The following is a 17,429-nucleotide window of genomic DNA, read 5'->3' on the forward strand; positions in this document are numbered from 1 at the left end:
AATATTTATGGATATACATATATATATTTATAGACTTTAATCTATAATACTGTTTATCTCAAAAAAAGGTTTACAGTGAGGACATATTGCAAGACAAATTAGATGCCGCACCTGAAAAATTTGAAACACAAAATGTTATAATTGTTTCATTGACCCATCTTATCCATGATACTTTTGGTGCTTTTCTAGCGCCTCTTTTACCCCTGCTCATCGGGAAATTGGGTATCAGTATCTTCCAGGCAGGGGTTCTGGATATTGCTAGAAAGGTGCCTTCTCTGTTCAATCCACTCATCGGTATTCTGGCTGATAAAATCTATGTACGCTATTTTATTATTATTGCCCCGGTGGTGACAACAGTGATTATGAGCCTTTTGGGCTTGTCTCCCAACTATGTTGTTTTATTACTTCTTGTCTTTGTTTCCGGGATTGCCTCTGCTTTTTTTCATGTCCCCAGCCCGGCGCTGATCAAATCTTTATCCCATAATCAGGTGGGGCGGGGTATGAGTTATTATATGCTGGGAGGTGAGTTCGCCAGAACTCTGGGGCCCCTTGTCATTCTGGGTGCTGTTTCCGTCTGGGGATTGGAAGGAACTTATAAATTGATACCCTTCGGTTTGCTGGCCTCGGTTATACTCTTTGTTAGGCTCAGAAATATCACTGCTGAAAAAAGGGAGAATAAAGAGGAATACAGTGGAATCAAGGAGACTTTGATTCAGTTGGTTCCCTTCTTTCTTTCTATTGCGGGTATGATTTTTTTCAGAGCCGCGATGAAATCCGCTCTGACCATCTATCTCCCTACATACTTAACGAGTAAAGGTTCCTCACTCTGGCTGGCGGGAATATCACTTTCGGCTTTACAGCTTTCAGGAGCAGTGGGAACATATTTTGCCGGCATTCTCTCCGATAAAATTGGCAGAAAAAATGTGCTCCTCTATGTTGCCATTGTCAATCCTGTTCTTATGTGGCTCCTTGTCACTCTACAGGGTGTATATCTGATTCCCATATTGATTATTTCCGGTTTCTTTCTGTTTGCACCAGGACCTGTTCTCCTGGCTCTTGTTCATGATATCGATACAAAACACGGCTCCATGATAAATGGTATTTATATGTCCCTGGATTTTTTATTCGGTTCTCTCATGGTTCTGCTTGTCGGTTATTCTGCTGATAAACTGGGAATGGACCTTACATATAAATTGACGGCCTATGTTTCTTTAGGATCCATTCCCTTTATATTGTTTTTGAAATCAACAAAAAAAACTCTAACTTCCCAGGATCGATAGAGGGCGGGATCAACCCTGAGCCAAGTCCATCAGTTCTTCAATTCCCGGAATCAGGGATTCCACATAATGCTGCAGATCGGGTATCTGCTTTTGGGGAAAGCGGAAACCGATGGCCCCCGGGTGACCTCCGCCATTTTCGATGCCGAACTTTTTAAGGATCAGCCTGAGATCCAGATCCTTATAGGATTGGCTCCGCCGGATGCGTAACTGGATAAGATCAGAATCCTTTTTGTCGTCATAATAGGCCACCAGGCTGAGCAAGCGGCTGGTCTCCGCCAGAGAATCAGCGGTGTACCGGGCCACAGTTACGATGGTTTCATGATCAAAGTTCTCTCTCATCCGTGTTATCACATCCCTGGGAATGATCACCGTACCGATTTTGGGGGAGATCTCCACCTTTTGTTTCATCATCAGATTAAAGCATTCATCTTCCTGCCTGGATAGCTGCTGCAGACCGTTAAAAACCTCATTCATGGTAGAGAAATTACTGGAATTTTTACGGGTAATGGAACTGAGGAGTTCGCTGAACATGGTACTGAAGAGCTTATAAAACCATCTCTCTCTTCTGGTCTTCAGGTATTTCCCCATTTGAGAGTCGCCGATGATGCCAGTCAGTACGGCGAGAACAAAATTGCGTGAAAAAATCTCCTGAATGTTAAAGTTTTTGATGAGATCTTCACGATTGTTCAGTTTGAAAGCCATCATACCTACCAGCTCGCTGGCTGAGGAGGCCTCGTCTACAAAACAGTACCCCGGGTCACCGCTATAGGCACTATCGGCTCCCAGATGATGATCAATCTCGATCTTTATAACATCTTCATTATTGAAGAGTTCATCTATCCAGGGGAAGACTTCTTTCATTTCCGGCTTGGGTGTGTCCATTATAAATACGGTGGAGATGCTGACAGGCAATTCCTCGGTATTCTGCAGGATATTTATGGCATTATAACGACAAATGTTGAGCAGATACTGGTAGTTTTCATTAATTTTGCCGGGAATCATCAGATAAGCCGGTTTTGAAAACTTGTTGATAAGAAGACTGATGGCAATCATGGAAGATATGCAGTCTTCATCCGGGTTTTGATGACCCATCACCAGAAAAGAATCGCGCTGGGCAATGGCATCCAGGATATTGTTAATGATTGTATTTCTTTCTTTAATTCTGCTTAATTTTGACTTGGTCAAAGCTCTCCCTCCTTGATCCATCCAGAGCCTTACTGTATCGCGTCCCGATTCCTTTGCCTGGTAGAGGGCTTTGTCGGCAAAGTCCTTCAGACCTTCAGGAGAGTTCCCATGATCGGGAAAACAGGCGATGCCAATGCTGGCTGTCACTGTTTTCAGTTCCCCTCCCAGATCTTTCAGCAGGTTAATGGTTCGGAGCTCCCGGTTCAGGAGGGCACAGAGTTCAAGGGCCTTCTCTCCCGGTGTATTCCGAAGAAGGAAAGTGAACTCATCCCCGCCGTAACGGGCCAGAATATCTTCTTTTCTAAATATTTTTCTATAAATGGCAATGACTTCCAGAAGAACTTTATCCCCCATTTCCTGGCCGTAGAGCTTGTTGAGAGTCCCAAAATGATCCAGATCAATCATGATCACTGAGAGTGTCTGCTTTAAAGTCCCGGCTTCTGACAGCTGCTCCTCCATGGATTCATCGAGAAACCTTCGGTTGTAAAGACCGGTAAAATCATCGGTGATGGCTCTTACCCGGGCCTGCTCGCCCCATGTGACCATTTCAGAGATAAAGGCTCCCGTATTTTTTAAACGGAAGGTGACGGTGTTCAGCATGTGATGCATGATCGAGATACCCGATACGGGGTTGGTCTTTATAAATTCATAAAAATTAGAGGCCTTCAAGCTGAGGACCGTGGTATCGCACTTCGGTATGCATGTGGCCGATCTTGCAGCGCTGTCGAATATGGACATCTCACCCAGAAAATTGCCTTCCTTAATTTCCGCAATTTCAATGATTTCACCGCTGGGAGTATTCACTAATATGGAAACTGAGCCAGACAGGACAATATACATGACCTCGCCTTTATCTCCTTCATTAAAGAGAACCTGGCCTTCACGGTAGGTTTCCTCAGTCATATGAGAGTAGAGAGCCATCAATTCTTCATGGGCCAGAGTTGAGAGTATTTTGATCGATCCCAGAACGTCCATTGTGGCTTGTGAATATTTGAGAGGAGGTTTTTTTTTCATTCTGTATCCTGATTGTCTTCGGGGAAAAGAATCAAATTCCCTCCCTGGGTTCTGCCCTTAAGAGGAAGCTCATGAGTGTTGAATACGAGGGTTTCCGGGTCCGATGCATGGTCGGGAAAGAGAGAAATTCCCACACTGGCGGTCAATTGAAACTTCACGCCCCCGATGACTTCGCTCACATCCAGTTGATTCAGGAAATCCCGTATCCCCAGACCTGCCTCATAGGCTTCTTTCCTGCTGGCTCCCATCAGCAGAACAGCCATAGCATTTCCCTTATACCGTACGGTTCTGCTGTCATCTCCAATGAAGTCTCTCAGCAGCCTGGCCATCATTTTAAGAACCAGATCACCGATTTCATGGCCGTAGTTGTCGTTTAAATCCTTAAAGTTATCCGGTTTTGAAATGATGAGTGCAAATTGATTGCCGTTGTTGATAAATTTTCTTATCTTTTCCAAAAGATAAGTCTGATTGAATATTCCTGTCAATTTATCCCTGTAAACTTGTTTTTTCAGTTCCTGCATCAGAGGAGAGTTTTCTTTTATAAGAGAGTTGGCACTGCGTATTCTTTCCGCAATGTTGACCAGAATCTTATGGAGTATCCGGGCAGAAATTTCGGGGAGTTCTTTAAGTATCTCCTCAAAACTGGTGCCGGATTTTGGAAACACCAGCAAGCGGGTTTCACCCGATGCGACGGCGGAGGCTACTCTGTTTGTTTCTGTAAACATATCCAGTTCACCAAAGCAGTTTCCCTGAATAAAACGGGCAAAATCAATGACAGGTCCGTATTCTTCCTGTTTCTGAACAACAACTTCACCCGATTCGACGATGTACAGGGCATTTCCCGGTTCCCCTGTCTTAAATACGGTTTCACCCGGCTGGTATATTCGAAATTCACTGTTTTTGGCTATGACTCTTAACTCATGAGTCTGGAGAGAGGAGAATATATCTGTTTGCTTAAGAAGTACTGGTTTTGTAAAGGCCAGTTTTTTTGTCATTACAGCTCCTGGAAATCACTTTAATAATGATTGATTGTACAATTATAATTCTTATATGTGCAGAAAGAAAGCTGTTTTGAGAAAGAAAGTCAGGCTGAAGTGTTCAGAAAAAGTTTTACTTTCTCCTGATAAGCAGGAAGGATTGTATTGAATGGCTTTTGAATATGGGCTATGTTTCCCCGAACCCAAATACTATTAAATATTTTCACAGGAATTAAATATATGCCCTTTATCGCTTCCGGAAAAACTCCCTTGAATCCCCTCGAAATCCTGAAAAGCCGTTTTAAACATACCGCTTTTCAGGGAGATCAGGAAAAAATCATAAACCGCCTACTCTCAGGAAAGGATCATCACTGTCTCGTGTTGATGCCCACCGGCGGGGGTAAATCTCTGTGTTATCAGCTAACCGCACTCTGCCTGCCCGGGAAAACCCTGGTTATCAGTCCCCTCATATCCCTGATGAAAGATCAGGTGGATGCCCTGAGGAAGAAGGGAATCGAGGCTTCTTTTATCAATTCCACAGTCTCTAAAGGGGACAGGGAAAAACGGCTGGAAGAGTTTGTATACGGGAAAACCAAGATTTTCTATGTGACGCCGGAGCGGTTCAAAAAAGCCGAATTCATGGAAAAAGTTAAGCGGGTGGAACTCTCCCTTCTGGCAGTCGATGAGGCTCATTGCATCTCGGCCTGGGGCAACGATTTCAGGCCCGATTTCAGCCGTATCGGAGAGTACCGGAAGAGTCTCGGAAACCCTCTGACCATTGCTCTGACCGCAACAGCGACTGTGGATGTGCAGGAGGATATCCTTCGTGTTCTTCAATTGGATGAGTCTTCCGTTAAGACATTCAACCAGGGCATTCAAAGACCCAATCTTCATCTGGAAGCCGAAGAAGTGGTAGATGATGAGATGAAACTGGAACGGATGGTCGGGATCATCGCCCGTATCCCCGGTAGTGGTATCATTTATTTTTCACTGATCAAAACCTTGGAAACATTCTCTGCCTTGCTGGACCAATTGGGAATTACACATCTGGTGTATCATGGAAAACTGGATCAATCCCAGAGGAAGAGGGTTCAGAATACCTTTATGAAGGGATCTGAACTGGTTCTGGCGACCAATGCCTTCGGGATGGGGATCGATAAAAAGGATATCCGTTTCATTGTGCATGCAGAAATTCCGGGGAGTCTTGAATCCTACTATCAGGAGATCGGCCGGGCAGGGCGGGATGGTCAGGACTCACTGTGTTCCCTGTTTTATAACCAGGATGATTTGATGATTCATATGGATTTTATAAAATGGTCCAACCCGGAGCCCTCTTTTTATCAGAAGCTGTTTCAATTTTTGGAAAAGGAGATCGAAAAAGCTAATATTTTCGGCCTGGAATACCTGAGAGAGCAGCTGGTTTACAAAAACCGATACGATTTCCGCCTTGATACCGCCCTGGGATTGTTGGAGCGCCATGGGGTCACATCCGGGTCTATTGACGATAAAAACCTGAAACTCACAGCATCCCTGCCCGAGTCCCTGATTGATGAATCGGTGCATGAAAAACATATAAACCATGACAGGCAGAAGCTTTTAGGAATTGTGAATTACTTCCGTACCGATTCCTGCCGGTTTTCCTTTCTTGAAGAGTATTTTGGCATTACCAGTGCACACCGCTGCCGGAATTGTGACAACTGCTGATCCTTTCTCTCATTCTTTGACAATTCGATAGAATAGGCTTAAAACAAATTAAATAGAATGATCGTGCAAGATAGAACGGACACGATTAAATTAATAAGCCAGGAAGGGTCAGCCATGAAAGAATACGATATCGTGGTTATCGGAGCCGGTTCGGGTGGCATCACAGCGGCTGTCACGGCTGCCGGATTCAGAAAGAAAGTATTGCTCATAGATAAAAGCAAACCCGGGGGAGAGTGTACCTGGTCAGGTTGTATTCCCAGTAAGGCCCTGATTCATGAGGCCAAAAAAATAAATACCATCAGAAAAACCATAAAGGATTTTCCCTACGATAGTAAAGAGGCCCTCGATCATGTCCATCGGGTAAGAGAGACGGTCTACTCCCATGAAACACCTGAGTCCCTGTCAAAATCCGGGATCGAATACCTTCAGGGAAGAGCCAGTTTCAAGGATTCCAGGACATTGCTGGTGGGTAATCAGGAGGTCAAGGGTAAAAAATACATCATCTCTACAGGGTCCTCCCCCTTTGTGCCACCCCTTGAGGGACTCGATTCTGTTTCTTATCTCACAAATGAAAGTGTTTTTGAGCTGGAAAGACTCCCCGATAGCCTCATTATACTGGGGGGTGGTCCCATCGGGATCGAACTGGCCCAGGCTGCTTCAAGGTTGGGGACCAGGGTGCAGATTGTCGAGATGATGCCCGAACTTATCTCTGGAGAAGAGATCTTTGTTTCTCATGCCATCGGGAAGCAGCTGGAGTCTGAGGGCGTTCAGCTGCATCTGGGGGCCAGGGCGACCCGCATTTCCGGAAAGGACAATAGAATCTCTCTTGTCTATGAAAAAGAGGGTCTCGAGCTGACAATTGAAGCGGATTCCCTGTTGGTTGCCATCGGCCGGAGACCCAATTTGGAGGATCTGGAACTGGATCAGGCCGGGATCAGGTACAACCGCAAAGGTATTGAAGTCAATTCCCGACTGCAGACTACACAAGCCCATATTTATGCCATTGGAGATGTGGTCGGTCCCTACCTTTTCTCCCATATGGCCAATGCCCAGGGGATACTGGCGACTCAGAATGCCATTCTTCCCTTCAAGAGGAAGATCAATTATGATCAGGCAGCCTGGGTCACATTCACCGAACCTGAGATAGCCCGGACGGGGATGACAGAAACCGAAGCCAGGAAAGCCCGGGGCGATAAGATCCGGGTTTATGAATATGATTTCAATGAGCTGGACCGGGCCATGACCATAGGCCCGACTAATGAAAAGATGAAGGTCATCCTGGACCGCAAAGGGAAGCTTCTGGGGCTCTCTATTCTGGCCGATAGGGCAGGTGAATTGTTGGGTGAGGCACTGCTTCTCAAGTCCCGTGGAATCAATTTTGCCAGGCTGGGTTCTGTCGTGCATCCCTATCCCGGCTACAGCGATGTGTTTTCGAAGATTGGTAAGAGAGTCATGGTGGATAATCTTTTGAACCACCCTGTGGTAAAACTCTTCAGAAAGAAGTAAAAACCACGATAAAGCAGAAAGAAGAGGTGTGAAATTGAAATATTTTATTATTGCAGCATCATTAATGACCCTGTTGATTTTAATGATGGCGGTAAAGAATGCAAGGACTCCCCAGGGGTTGGGTGTGAATGAAGGGCAACTGGCTGCTCTGCCCGGGACGCCTAATGCCGTTTCCAGTCAAACCGGGGATACTGAAAAGAGGGTCGACCCTTTTCCATTCAAAGGCGATATAAAAGAGACAAAGCGTATGATTAAACAGGCATTGCAGGACTATGGAAATATCGAAATTGAAGCGGAAACAGACAGCTACATTCATGCGGTCAGTACGACCCGGAAGATGAAGTATCATGATGACCTGGAGTTCTATTTCGATGAAAAAGACCAGGTCGTTCACTTTCGCTCGGCATCCAGGGTCGGGAAATCAGACCTGGGCTTGAACAGTGACCGGTATAATCATTTGATGGAATCCTACAAACAGCAACAGTAGCATCGAGGCCTTAGAATCGATCCTCCCGGTACTCTCTGAGAGCCAGGGGAGGTGATAAGATTTCCCTCCATAGGATGGCTTTTCTGAGGACCGACAATCTGTCAGTACTTTCAGTCTTCGATTCAACAAGAGGTAGAGCCTTCCCGGAAACAGGCAGCGGGGGGCGGTTCCATGAGGGGAGGGTGCTTTCGTACCCATGCACTGTCCTCTGGAGGACTCGCTGTGAGTCCGCACTCATATTGAATGGTCTTTCTGAAGAGTCTGCAAGGGGTGGTTTTGAACCCGGAATTGCTTTGTTTTTCATATTCATTTTAGTGGATACCGCTATTTTTCTGATGAGCGGATTGAAAATGAAGAGGATGACCAGAGCCAGAGAAATCAGACTGAATATGATATCACCCGCAGTCATGGCTTTTTACCTGACTCTCCGTCTTTCATATCACCCCCAATGCTGTTGCGCATGGTTGTATCTGCCTGAATATTTTGAATACGGTAGTAATCCATGATGCCCAGATGTCCATTCCGGAATGATTCAGATATAGCTTTTGGAATTTCCACTTCCGCCAGGACAACCTTGGCTCTGTTTTCCTGTATTTCAGCCAGCATTTCCTGCTCTCTGGCCTTGGCTGCGGCACGCCTCTGTTCCGCTACTGCCTGAAAACGCCGCATATCCGCTTCGGCCTGATCCGCCTGGAGTTTAGCACCGATATTGGAACCCACATCTATATCGGCGATATCAATGGAAAGGATCTCAAAGGCTGTTCCCGCATCCAGCCCCTTGGCCAGAACGGTTTTGGATATGTTGTCTGGGTTTTCCAGCACATCCTTGTAGGTTGCAGCCGATCCTATGGTCGTGACGATCCCTTCTCCCACACGGGCGATGATGGTCTCTTCCGTCGCACCACCAATGAGGCGTGCCAGGTTGGTACGAACAGTCACACGGGCCTTGGCCATCAATTGTATGCCGTCCTTTGCCACCGCCGATATGGACTCCTTTCCCTTGTCCGGATTCGGGCAGTCAATGACTTTGGGATTGACACAGGTTTTAACAGCTTCTAATACGTCTCTTCCTGCCAGATCAATGGCTGCCGCTTTTGAAAAGGACAGATCAAGGTTTGCTTTATTGGCAGCGATGAGGGCCCGGCTGACCCGAATGATATCACCTCCAGCCAGGAGATGGGTCTCCAGCAGATCTGAATTCATATTCAGACCGGCTTTTACCAGCATGATGCGGCTTTCAACAACGACTTTTGATTTTACCTTCCTGATCCACATGCCGATGATCCGGTTCATTTTCACTGGAGCCCCGGACAATAAGGCTCTGAACCAGAGTCCGAAAAAAAAGACAAAAATCATCAGGACTATGAGACAGAAAACAGCAATAACAATATACAGAGCAATAAACATACTAACCTCTCTTGACTACAAGGCGCAGTCCCTCATTGTGGATTACAATCAAGGGTGAATCCATTTCGAGATATTCCCCTTCTGTCTGGACAATATAAACTGTTCCCCTGATTTCGGCCTTTCCCACTGGCCTTAAGTCTGTCAATGCCAGTGCCTTCTCACCAATGGTTATGTGGGAATGTTTCTGTGGTTCGTGCTCCGTCAGGACTGGAGGGGTCTCTTTCAATATAAGACGGTTGAAGAGCCTGGAATGGGGAAGGAAGATCATAAGGACAGCAATGAGTGGGATGGCACCCATCAGGCTTAAGGAGACATAGAAGAGGTTTTGTCTGAATAGATCCCACTGCCAGGAGTATTCGGGTATGACAAAATCCTGCCGGGCAAGAACAAGAGACACAAGGATAAGAATGATTCCGGTGATACCGGTTATCCCGAAACCGGGAATGATGAATACTTCAATAAGCAGCAATATGATGCCCATCAGAAAAAGCAGCAGTTCCAGAGAACCCAGGTTTCCGATCAATGTGCTGGAGATGAAGACCAGGACAAAACAGACCAGGGCGATGGTTCCGGGAATCCCGAATCCCGGACTGGTCACCTCCATATACAGGGCCACAATTCCGACCATTATCAGAAGGCTGGCCACGGCAGCACTGCTTAAAAATGCAACGATCCAGTCTGAAGTTGTTTTCTCAAGAATGCTTACAGAAGATTGTGTGATAGAAAGGGCATCATACAGGCTCTCCCTTCCCGATACCGTGGCGGAGGACATTCCATATTTCTCCATTTCTCCTGCGGTTAGAGTCAGGAGTTTTCCCTCGGCGCACACCATTTTACCTTTCTCCAACTCTCCCATGTCTTCGGGAGTCAGAAGGCGGATGCCCTCCGTCGTTTTGACCTCAAAGAGTTCAATGTCCGGGTCTACCATGGCCAGGGCTATGGATCTGGAGTATCCGTTCTTCTCTGCCAGGGCAGCCATCTGACCCCGCACGGCGCTGACCACCTTTTCTTCGGCCATGACCATGCCTTCGGCTGTTTGATACACAGGAGCGGCCGCCCCGATCGATGTTCCGGAATCCATGTAGATACTGTCACAGGAAAAGGATATCAAGGCACCTGCTGACCAGCTGACACCCGTTCCTTCCGATCCGGAAGGAATATAAGCCACCGTATGAGCCCACTGAATAGACCCTATGAGTGAGGTGATTTCCAGGGCCGAATCGACCCTCCCGCCAAAGGTGTTCAATTCAAAAATGATGAGGGGAGAATTATCTTCTTTCGCTTTAAGGATGCTTCGTTTTAGATATATAGACAGAAACGGATCGATCTCTTCTTTGACAGGAATCAGATACACCGGCCCGTCCGGTAGAGACTCCGGAAGGACAGAGGGGATAGATGAGAATAGAAATACAAAAAGAAAAGTAAGAAAGAAGTATTTTCCTAACATACAAATCCTCTACCTAGTAATAATAATAGAGGAGAGTCTCTCTGTCAAAAAAAGCTTTTAAAATGTATTATCCTCATTCTGATTAAGGACTTATCTGCTCCACTTTTTCTACCTCTGCTGTTGTAATGAGGGTATCGACGGCTAGTAGGAATTCTTCTTTTTCCGCTTCATCAAAATCAAGAAGCTTGACCAGCCTGGACATAAAGGGTTTGACAAAGTGTTCCATCCTCTGCTGCTTCTTCTCATACTCTGTTTTGTTATCCAGGATCATCACCTCAACCGGAGAGGGGTCCGAATACTGACCAATCCTCTGGAATCCCAGCTTGTAATACATGGCGACCTGCTTCTGGTCATCGGCAAAGACATCCAGAAAAAGACTCTCCGTCTTCTGAATCCTGGCATAAAGGTAGGCCAGGGTCATGAGGCCCAGGGGGATGATGCTGCCCCGCTCATCCTTCAATACGGCCAGACGGTCAATCTCGGCACATCTTTTTCCTTCTACCATATGATTGAGTTCAAAGTGGTTCTCAATAGGCAGATGATCCAGCATCTGGGTGGTGATACAGGATACGGTCCCAACGGGCTGTAATCCCTTGTACGCCAGAATATGGTAGGCTTTTTCGTCAATCTTCCGCCTGATCGTCTCTTCTCTGTATCCCATCTCTCCCACCAGAATTTTCCTCTGAATGAAGAAGACATCCTCTCTTTCTATTGCATTCTTCACATTGACAAAACGTATCTTCCATTTGTCAGAGGATTCTATCGGCAGGGAGACAGCGATTTCAGTACCGTGCTTATACTCACTGTTGATGTGTATTCTTCCCCCCATTCCTGTGAGTATCTGGTGGGTGATACTGAGCCCCAGACCTGTCCCCCGGCCTGCTTCCTTGGTGGTATAAAAGGGGTCGAAAATCTCTTCCATATGCTCTTTTTCAATGCCGATTCCCGTATCTTTGATGCTCACCCTGGCACTGAATCCAGACTTACCGCTCTGTAGGGTGAGGGTGCCCCCTGAAGGCATGGATTGTACCGCATTGACTATCAGATTCATAAAAACCTGCTGTAATCCATTCTGGTTGACCTCAATGGCGGGCAGCTCTTCCAGATCCTTCACAACGGTGATCTGGGAAAAATCCATACCCCTCTGGGCCAGACGCAGTGAGTTTTCCAACACCATATTGATATCGATGGCACCTGTTTCTCCCTTCTCTTTACGGGAGTAGGTTGTCAGATCCTTAATCACCGCCGCCGCGGTTTCAGAGTATTGAATAATGTCTGTGGTAAATTCATAGAGCTGAGAGGCCGGGTCCAGCATATCTTTCATAATTTCTGCAGTTCCCAGGATTCCACCCAGAGGATTGTTTATCTCATGGGCAATTCCAGAGGCGAGTGTTCCGATGCCTGCCAGTTTTTCGGATTGAACCAGCTCAGCCTGCAATTTCTTCTGCTGAGTAATGTCCTGAAAAAATTCAAGGAACAGCTTGTCTTCATGAGCCGGGACCGCAATGGGGTAAAAATGCACATCGAAGATCATTTTATTCTGCTCTCTTATCTGCTCAACCGCAAAGGGGAGTTGGGTATGGAGGCAGTCCTGAGCCATGCATTTAGGACAGGGCTTCTCCCTCTGAAAGAAGACCCGGTAGCATTTTTTACCCACCAGATCATCATAATGTGCATGAAAGTATTTGGTTGCAGCAAAATTGACCATGATAATGTTGTAGTTGATATCCTGAATGGAGATAGGAGTGGTGATTCCGTCAAAAAAGGCTTCCAGCTTATTCCGGCTTACCGTCAGTTCGCTGTTCAGGTTCTGGAGTCTGAGCTGCTGGTTTTTCAGTCTTTCAAAGGAGATGGCATTTTCCAGGGTCACCGAGCATTGTCCCCTGAGAATTTCCAGGGTGTCCCGTTCCATCTGATTAAAATAGGCTCTCTCTTCTCTCTCACCCAGGAGAATATATCCATTAGTCCGGTTGTTGAATTTCAGGGGGAGAACCAAGCTGGGTTTCAGAGACAGAGCTGTTTCTGACAGAGTGAAATTCAGGGTGGGATAGATCATCTGCTCTAACAGACTCTGACTCCTGTCTGCCATCAGTTTCTCAACAGAATCTTCTCCCTCAGGTTCGAAGGGTACGCTTTGGTTCAAGGTGATTCCCAGACCCTGCCAGCCAAATATCTGATAAGTCCTGGAAGAATAATCCAGAACCAGCATGGCCGACCAGTTCAGGTTGTAGGAAGCACTGATTTTTTTAGTGGTCAGTTCACCCAGAATATTCATATCAACGATGGAGTTCAAACTGTCTGAAAAACTTCGGAGATCCTGAAAGGAGCTTAAGCTCTTACCCAGGAACAGCTTTTCCATGATGGATCGGGTTCCCTTTCGGACGGGCTGGAATATGACTGCCGACAGGATTCCCAGCAGGAGAGAGACGCCAAAGGTCGACTGGATCGTGATGATCTCTTTCGCTAGAGACAGAATCCATAAAACGGCAAAGAAGATGGTACTGCTGATCATGGCCAGTATAAAAAAAAGTATGCCGTTTAAGACCAGGGACGAGTAATTTAAAAGTCTGTAATTATAGATGGAATAGAAAATGAATATTGCGTTGACTGTTGTTCCCATAATGTCGATGGGATACTTGCCCAGAGGCTCATACAAATTCACCAGGACACTCACTAAAAGGATTCCCACACCATAGATGGGATACATCAGTTTACGCTGAAGCATCTTGTTATTGGCCTTGCGTAACTCCGTAGTCAGATGAATCAAGGCGAAAATTAGAAAAAGATAACTCAGGGAGTAGGCCAGGATGGCCCCATCCGCCAGTCTATAATTGAATCCATTTTGGTCAAACCAGGCTTTTTCCACAATTTTACCTGAGAAATTCAAATACAGGAGCAATAAATATATAAAGTAACCCAGGTAGAGGGGCAGGGTCATTTTTCTCTTGCCCGAATTGGTCAAATCCAGAAGGGCATGAAATGTGGTGATGGGGACACCAAGCATCCCTATCATCATAAATCTGTTCCAGAACAGGGGAGTGTAAATCCCTGTGTTGGCATGCATGGCAAAGGACCCGAAGCTCCAGACGGTCATCATAAACATATAAAGATTAAAGGAATGCATGACCTGGTCTTTACGAGCCTGGTTGAGACCAAAGACTGTAAAAATAATATACAGAATACAGCTCATCCCGGGAATCAATGTCGAAATATTCAATACCATGCTGCAGAATGCCCCTCAGATCAAGTCTTCACTCAATGCTTCTATTTATTACTTGTTGATTGATTTTGTGGAATTATATCATTATACCAGTAATATGATATATCTTTTATTTTCAACCTTGGCATTTCTTTGTCTTCTGGTTTCTGATTATTTTCAAATCTCCCAAAAACGTCTTGTGGTCATTCCCTTTTCAATCGCCGGATACGGAGGGATTGTTCTTGTCATAATCGCCATGACCATCAGATACTGGGTCCCGACCGAATCGGTCTCCTTCCTTCTACTCAAATGTTTCCTTGTGTTTCTCAGTCTGGCGGCCCTTGTATATATACTGTTTGTAGAAATTCCTCTTTCACCTCAGATTCAGGAAAGCTCAGAAAGGTTTGTAGTCAACACTGGAACTTACGCACTGGTGAGGCATCCGGCATTTTATCCTTTTATACTGATTCTTGTTTCTTTGTCCTTCCTTGCCTGGGACAGGGCATTTATTCAATATTCCCTCTATTTGATTCTTCTTGATTTTCTACTGATTCTCGTAGAAGATCTATTTGTATTTCCAGGAATTTTTGCGAACTATGATATATATAAAAGCAAAGTTCCTTTTCTGATTCCCAGGAAATTACGAACGTAGGCGGGTTGGGCATGGAAAAAAGCATATTTAACAGAATATTTATCGTTGATGATGACCAGTCTATTCGCAAAGTCCTGCGGATCCAGCTTGAAAACGCTGGTTATAATATTCATATTGCCCAGTCGGGAGAAGAAGCTCTCCAAGTGCTGCAAAATAATCTATTCAAACCTGACTGCATTCTTTCCGACATCAGGATGCCTGGTATGAGCGGTCTTGATCTACTTCCTCTGTTCAAAGAGAAACTGCCTCTTGTCCCAGTCATCATGCTCACGGCACATACCGATCTTGACACAGGTCTTTCCGCCATGAGGCTCGGTTCCTTCGATTACATCACAAAACCAGTGAGAAAACAGGAACTTCTTGAAACCATTAAAAAGGCACTTCAGTACAGGGCTGTCTTATTTGAAAATGAACGCTTAACCAGGGAAAGCAAACAATACCAGGAGACTCTGGAGCAAAGTGTGCGAGACAGGACAAAAGAACTGTTTAAGGCATACCAGACCCTCAAGGATACAAACCTGGCCACAGTCCGGGTCCTGGCGGAAACAATCGAAGCCAAAGACCCCTATACCCGGGGTCATTGCAACAGGGTCAGATTGTTCTCCAGAGAAACGGCTCTGCATTACGGTCTGGAATCAGAAAAGATTGAGATTCTGGAATATGGTGCCCTTCTTCATGACATTGGAAAAATCGGCATACCCGAGAGTCTGCTTCATAAACAGAGACCACTGAATCACGATGAGAAATTTGCTTTCGAAGAGCATCCGACCATCGGTGAGAACATACTTAAATTGGTTGACTTCTTTACCCCCTGCCTCGACATTGTCAGGCATCACCATGAGTGGTTCGATGGAACGGGATACCCCGACAGGATCAAAGGACCAGAAACTGAGTTCCTTACAAAGATTGTTCAGGTCACCGATGCTTATGACGCTATGACTTCAAACAGACCCTACAGATCGGCCCTGCCGGTAGAATCGGCTCTGGACGAGCTGAAACAGGGGAGGGGAATACAGTTTGATCCTGAGATTGTGGATCTATTTGTCGATGAAAAAATTTATCTGATTTGTCTCGAGGCCGTTTAATCTACTCATCCATGGCTTCTATTCTTAGAATCCCTACTTTGTTCAATATCACACAATAATGGTTCAATTCTTCCAGTTCCTGGTTTACATTGTTTTTCAGACTCATGACAAGATGGATTTTGTATACTCTATTCCCTTTAATCTTAATTTTTTTCATATTTTCAAGATGATAAAAAATATCCTTCGGGTCATCCATTTCCTTAAGCCAGTCATCAATATTCAAACGTATAATTTCGGTGACACTATTCAGACGGGAATGGTTCTTCATCAGCTTTCTGGCATTCAGGCGTATAGTTCGTTTATAGAAAATGACATCTTCTTCCGGAAGAATGGAGCGGAAGGGATTCTGCCTGATGTAACGGGAACTGAAGATGTTGTCCGGGATGGTTGATGCTTTTTCAAATCTGGCGATTCCTCTGGAGACACCCACACGTTTTTCCAATGACTGATCAAATAGAATAGATCGTTGATCTGATGTCAGCTGAGGAAGAAGTTTTTTGAATACCTCCCTGAGCATTTCTTTAATACGATCTTTAAATATATAGGCCAATACAATGATCAGTATCCATGGTGTGCTGTTGGGGATAAATATTTTTCCGGCTAGTATTGTTATCAATACTGCAAAGATCATAGCAACACCAGCTGCAATCCCTGCCAGAATATGTCCTACTCTCAAAGGAGCTCTGCTGTCTTCGTTTGTCATATACATGGCCGATTGTGACCACTTTTTAAGAAAACTTTCCCTATAGGCCAGTCTTTCACCTGAGTGAGTATCCTCTTTATTGTTCAGATACTGATAATCCATCCGGGTTCTGTATTCAGTCTCGCTCATCGTGATTTTCTCGTAGGCTTTGAGAAGATGTTCTGATGATTCCATCACTTGTGTATGGGAAAATAGACTATTGAGGGAACGCTCTGTGGCAATACTGATGGCTTCATCTGCCCATGCCAGAGCCTTTCTCTGTACTTCACCTATCCGCGGATTGATAAACAGGGCATGGAGTTTCCTGAAGTCTTTCAGGAAACTCTGAACTTCATCCAGAAACTGCTTGATTTTACGGGAACACATATTGTCCCTGTTCTGTTTCTGTATCTCAATCCCCAGGAGTTCTATCGTTTTTTCAAGCTCTGCTCTGTATATATTTGTCAGTACCTGGAGTTCATAAAGGAGTATGTCTTTCTTATGAGACTGTTCAATTTCTGTCATTTCAAGGTATTGCCTGATCCTCACAAGAGGACTGAGATCGCAATTCCGGTCAATGAGGGAGGTAAGTGAGAGCCCCGGGGTGGAGTATCTTGTATAGATTTTTATTGTGTTGATAAATCTTTCAACCCCGATCCTTTTTTCTGTGACATTGAGTTGGTTGGGAAAGAAAAAATAGAAGCTCATATCATAGCGTGTTAAACCGGACTCATCGAGGAGGGGGTATACGGATTTCAATTCCAGATGATGCCTGCTGTGAACTTTAAGTGAACAATTATACTC

Annotated in this window: 13 protein-coding genes; 6 read left to right on the plus strand and 7 right to left on the minus strand. The window is 45.3% G+C overall.

The features are described 5' to 3' along the window. Positions 1-86: 86 nt before the first annotated feature. Positions 87-1,280, plus strand: a complete 1,194-nt coding sequence (locus PF479_RS12140) for an MFS transporter (protein ID WP_298006880.1) — start codon at positions 87-89, stop codon at positions 1,278-1,280. 9 nt (positions 1,281-1,289) lie between these two features. On the opposite strand, the gene PF479_RS12145 is transcribed toward PF479_RS12140, so the two are convergent. Together PF479_RS12145 and PF479_RS12150 are read right to left on the minus strand one after the other, a co-directional pair. Then, positions 1,290-3,479: a diguanylate cyclase gene (locus PF479_RS12145; protein ID WP_298006883.1), complete on the minus strand. Its 2,190-nt coding sequence runs from the start codon at positions 3,477-3,479 to the stop codon at positions 1,290-1,292. After that, entirely contained in the window at positions 3,476-4,474 is a 999-nt protein-coding gene (locus PF479_RS12150) for a GGDEF domain-containing protein (protein ID WP_298006886.1), read from the minus strand. The genes PF479_RS12145 and PF479_RS12150 overlap by 4 nt, the downstream gene beginning before the upstream one ends. 222 nt (positions 4,475-4,696) lie before the next feature. On the opposite strand from PF479_RS12150, the gene PF479_RS12155 reads away from it, so the two are divergent. From PF479_RS12155 to PF479_RS12165, 3 genes are all read left to right on the plus strand, one after another. Further along, entirely contained in the window at positions 4,697-6,160 is a 1,464-nt protein-coding gene (locus PF479_RS12155) for an ATP-dependent DNA helicase RecQ (RefSeq protein ID WP_298006889.1), read from the plus strand. A 114-nt stretch (positions 6,161-6,274) separates the two neighbouring features. Continuing rightward, positions 6,275-7,666, plus strand: a complete 1,392-nt coding sequence (locus PF479_RS12160) for an NAD(P)/FAD-dependent oxidoreductase (RefSeq protein ID WP_298006892.1) — start codon at positions 6,275-6,277, stop codon at positions 7,664-7,666. Positions 7,667-7,700: 34 nt separating this feature from the next. Next, the gene (locus PF479_RS12165; protein WP_298006895.1) at positions 7,701-8,153 is read left to right on the plus strand and encodes a DUF1499 domain-containing protein; all 453 of its coding nucleotides are present in this window, start codon (positions 7,701-7,703) and stop codon (positions 8,151-8,153) included. Positions 8,154-8,163: 10 nt separating this feature from the next. Here PF479_RS12165 and PF479_RS12170 read toward each other — a convergent pair whose 3' ends face one another. The 4 genes from PF479_RS12170 to PF479_RS12185 form a co-directional block, all read right to left on the minus strand. Continuing rightward, positions 8,164-8,562, minus strand: a complete 399-nt coding sequence (locus tag PF479_RS12170; protein WP_298006898.1) for a hypothetical protein — start codon at positions 8,560-8,562, stop codon at positions 8,164-8,166. Continuing rightward, the gene (gene floA, locus PF479_RS12175) at positions 8,559-9,560 is read right to left on the minus strand and encodes a flotillin-like protein FloA (protein WP_298006900.1); all 1,002 of its coding nucleotides are present in this window, start codon (positions 9,558-9,560) and stop codon (positions 8,559-8,561) included. Before floA ends, PF479_RS12170 begins: the two co-directional genes overlap by 4 nt. Position 9,561: 1 nt before the next feature. Continuing rightward, complete coding sequence (locus PF479_RS12180; RefSeq protein WP_298006902.1) at positions 9,562-11,007, minus strand: NfeD family protein; 1,446 nt, start codon at positions 11,005-11,007, stop codon at positions 9,562-9,564. A gap of 82 nt (positions 11,008-11,089) precedes the next feature. After that, positions 11,090-14,230: a GNAT family N-acetyltransferase gene (locus PF479_RS12185; protein WP_298006905.1), complete on the minus strand. Its 3,141-nt coding sequence runs from the start codon at positions 14,228-14,230 to the stop codon at positions 11,090-11,092. A 94-nt stretch (positions 14,231-14,324) separates the two neighbouring features. On the opposite strand from PF479_RS12185, the gene PF479_RS12190 reads away from it, so the two are divergent. Then, positions 14,325-14,858: a hypothetical protein gene (locus PF479_RS12190; RefSeq protein WP_298006907.1), complete on the plus strand. Its 534-nt coding sequence runs from the start codon at positions 14,325-14,327 to the stop codon at positions 14,856-14,858. An 11-nt stretch (positions 14,859-14,869) separates the two neighbouring features. Then, a complete protein-coding gene (locus tag PF479_RS12195) occupies positions 14,870-15,943 on the plus strand; it encodes an HD domain-containing phosphohydrolase (protein ID WP_298006909.1) in 1,074 nt (357 codons plus the stop codon). 1 nt (position 15,944) lies between these two features. On the opposite strand, the gene PF479_RS12200 is transcribed toward PF479_RS12195, so the two are convergent. Then, positions 15,945-17,429: hypothetical protein (locus PF479_RS12200; RefSeq protein WP_298006911.1), on the minus strand; the 1,485-nt coding region annotated here is incomplete at its 5' end.

Source organism: Oceanispirochaeta sp. (assembly GCF_027859075.1).
GTDB lineage: Bacteria > Spirochaetota > Spirochaetia > DSM-2461 > DSM-2461 > Oceanispirochaeta.

Excerpts from the sequence above, each read along its gene's own strand:
- PF479_RS12145 (WP_298006883.1), bottom strand. The coding sequence starts at position 3,479 with ATGAAAAAAAAACCTCCTCTCAAATATTCACAAGCCACAATGGACGTT.
- PF479_RS12150 (WP_298006886.1), bottom strand. The coding sequence starts at position 4,474 with ATGACAAAAAAACTGGCCTTTACAAAACCAGTACTTCTTAAGCAAACA.
- PF479_RS12155 (WP_298006889.1), top strand. The coding sequence starts at position 4,697 with ATGCCCTTTATCGCTTCCGGAAAAACTCCCTTGAATCCCCTCGAAATC.
- PF479_RS12160 (WP_298006892.1), top strand. The coding sequence starts at position 6,275 with ATGAAAGAATACGATATCGTGGTTATCGGAGCCGGTTCGGGTGGCATC.
- PF479_RS12170 (WP_298006898.1), bottom strand. The coding sequence starts at position 8,562 with ATGACTGCGGGTGATATCATATTCAGTCTGATTTCTCTGGCTCTGGTC.
- floA (WP_298006900.1), bottom strand. The coding sequence starts at position 9,560 with ATGTTTATTGCTCTGTATATTGTTATTGCTGTTTTCTGTCTCATAGTC.
- PF479_RS12180 (WP_298006902.1), bottom strand. The coding sequence starts at position 11,007 with ATGTTAGGAAAATACTTCTTTCTTACTTTTCTTTTTGTATTTCTATTC.
- PF479_RS12185 (WP_298006905.1), bottom strand. The coding sequence starts at position 14,230 with ATGGTATTGAATATTTCGACATTGATTCCCGGGATGAGCTGTATTCTG.
- PF479_RS12190 (WP_298006907.1), top strand. The coding sequence starts at position 14,325 with ATGATATATCTTTTATTTTCAACCTTGGCATTTCTTTGTCTTCTGGTT.
- PF479_RS12195 (WP_298006909.1), top strand. The coding sequence starts at position 14,870 with ATGGAAAAAAGCATATTTAACAGAATATTTATCGTTGATGATGACCAG.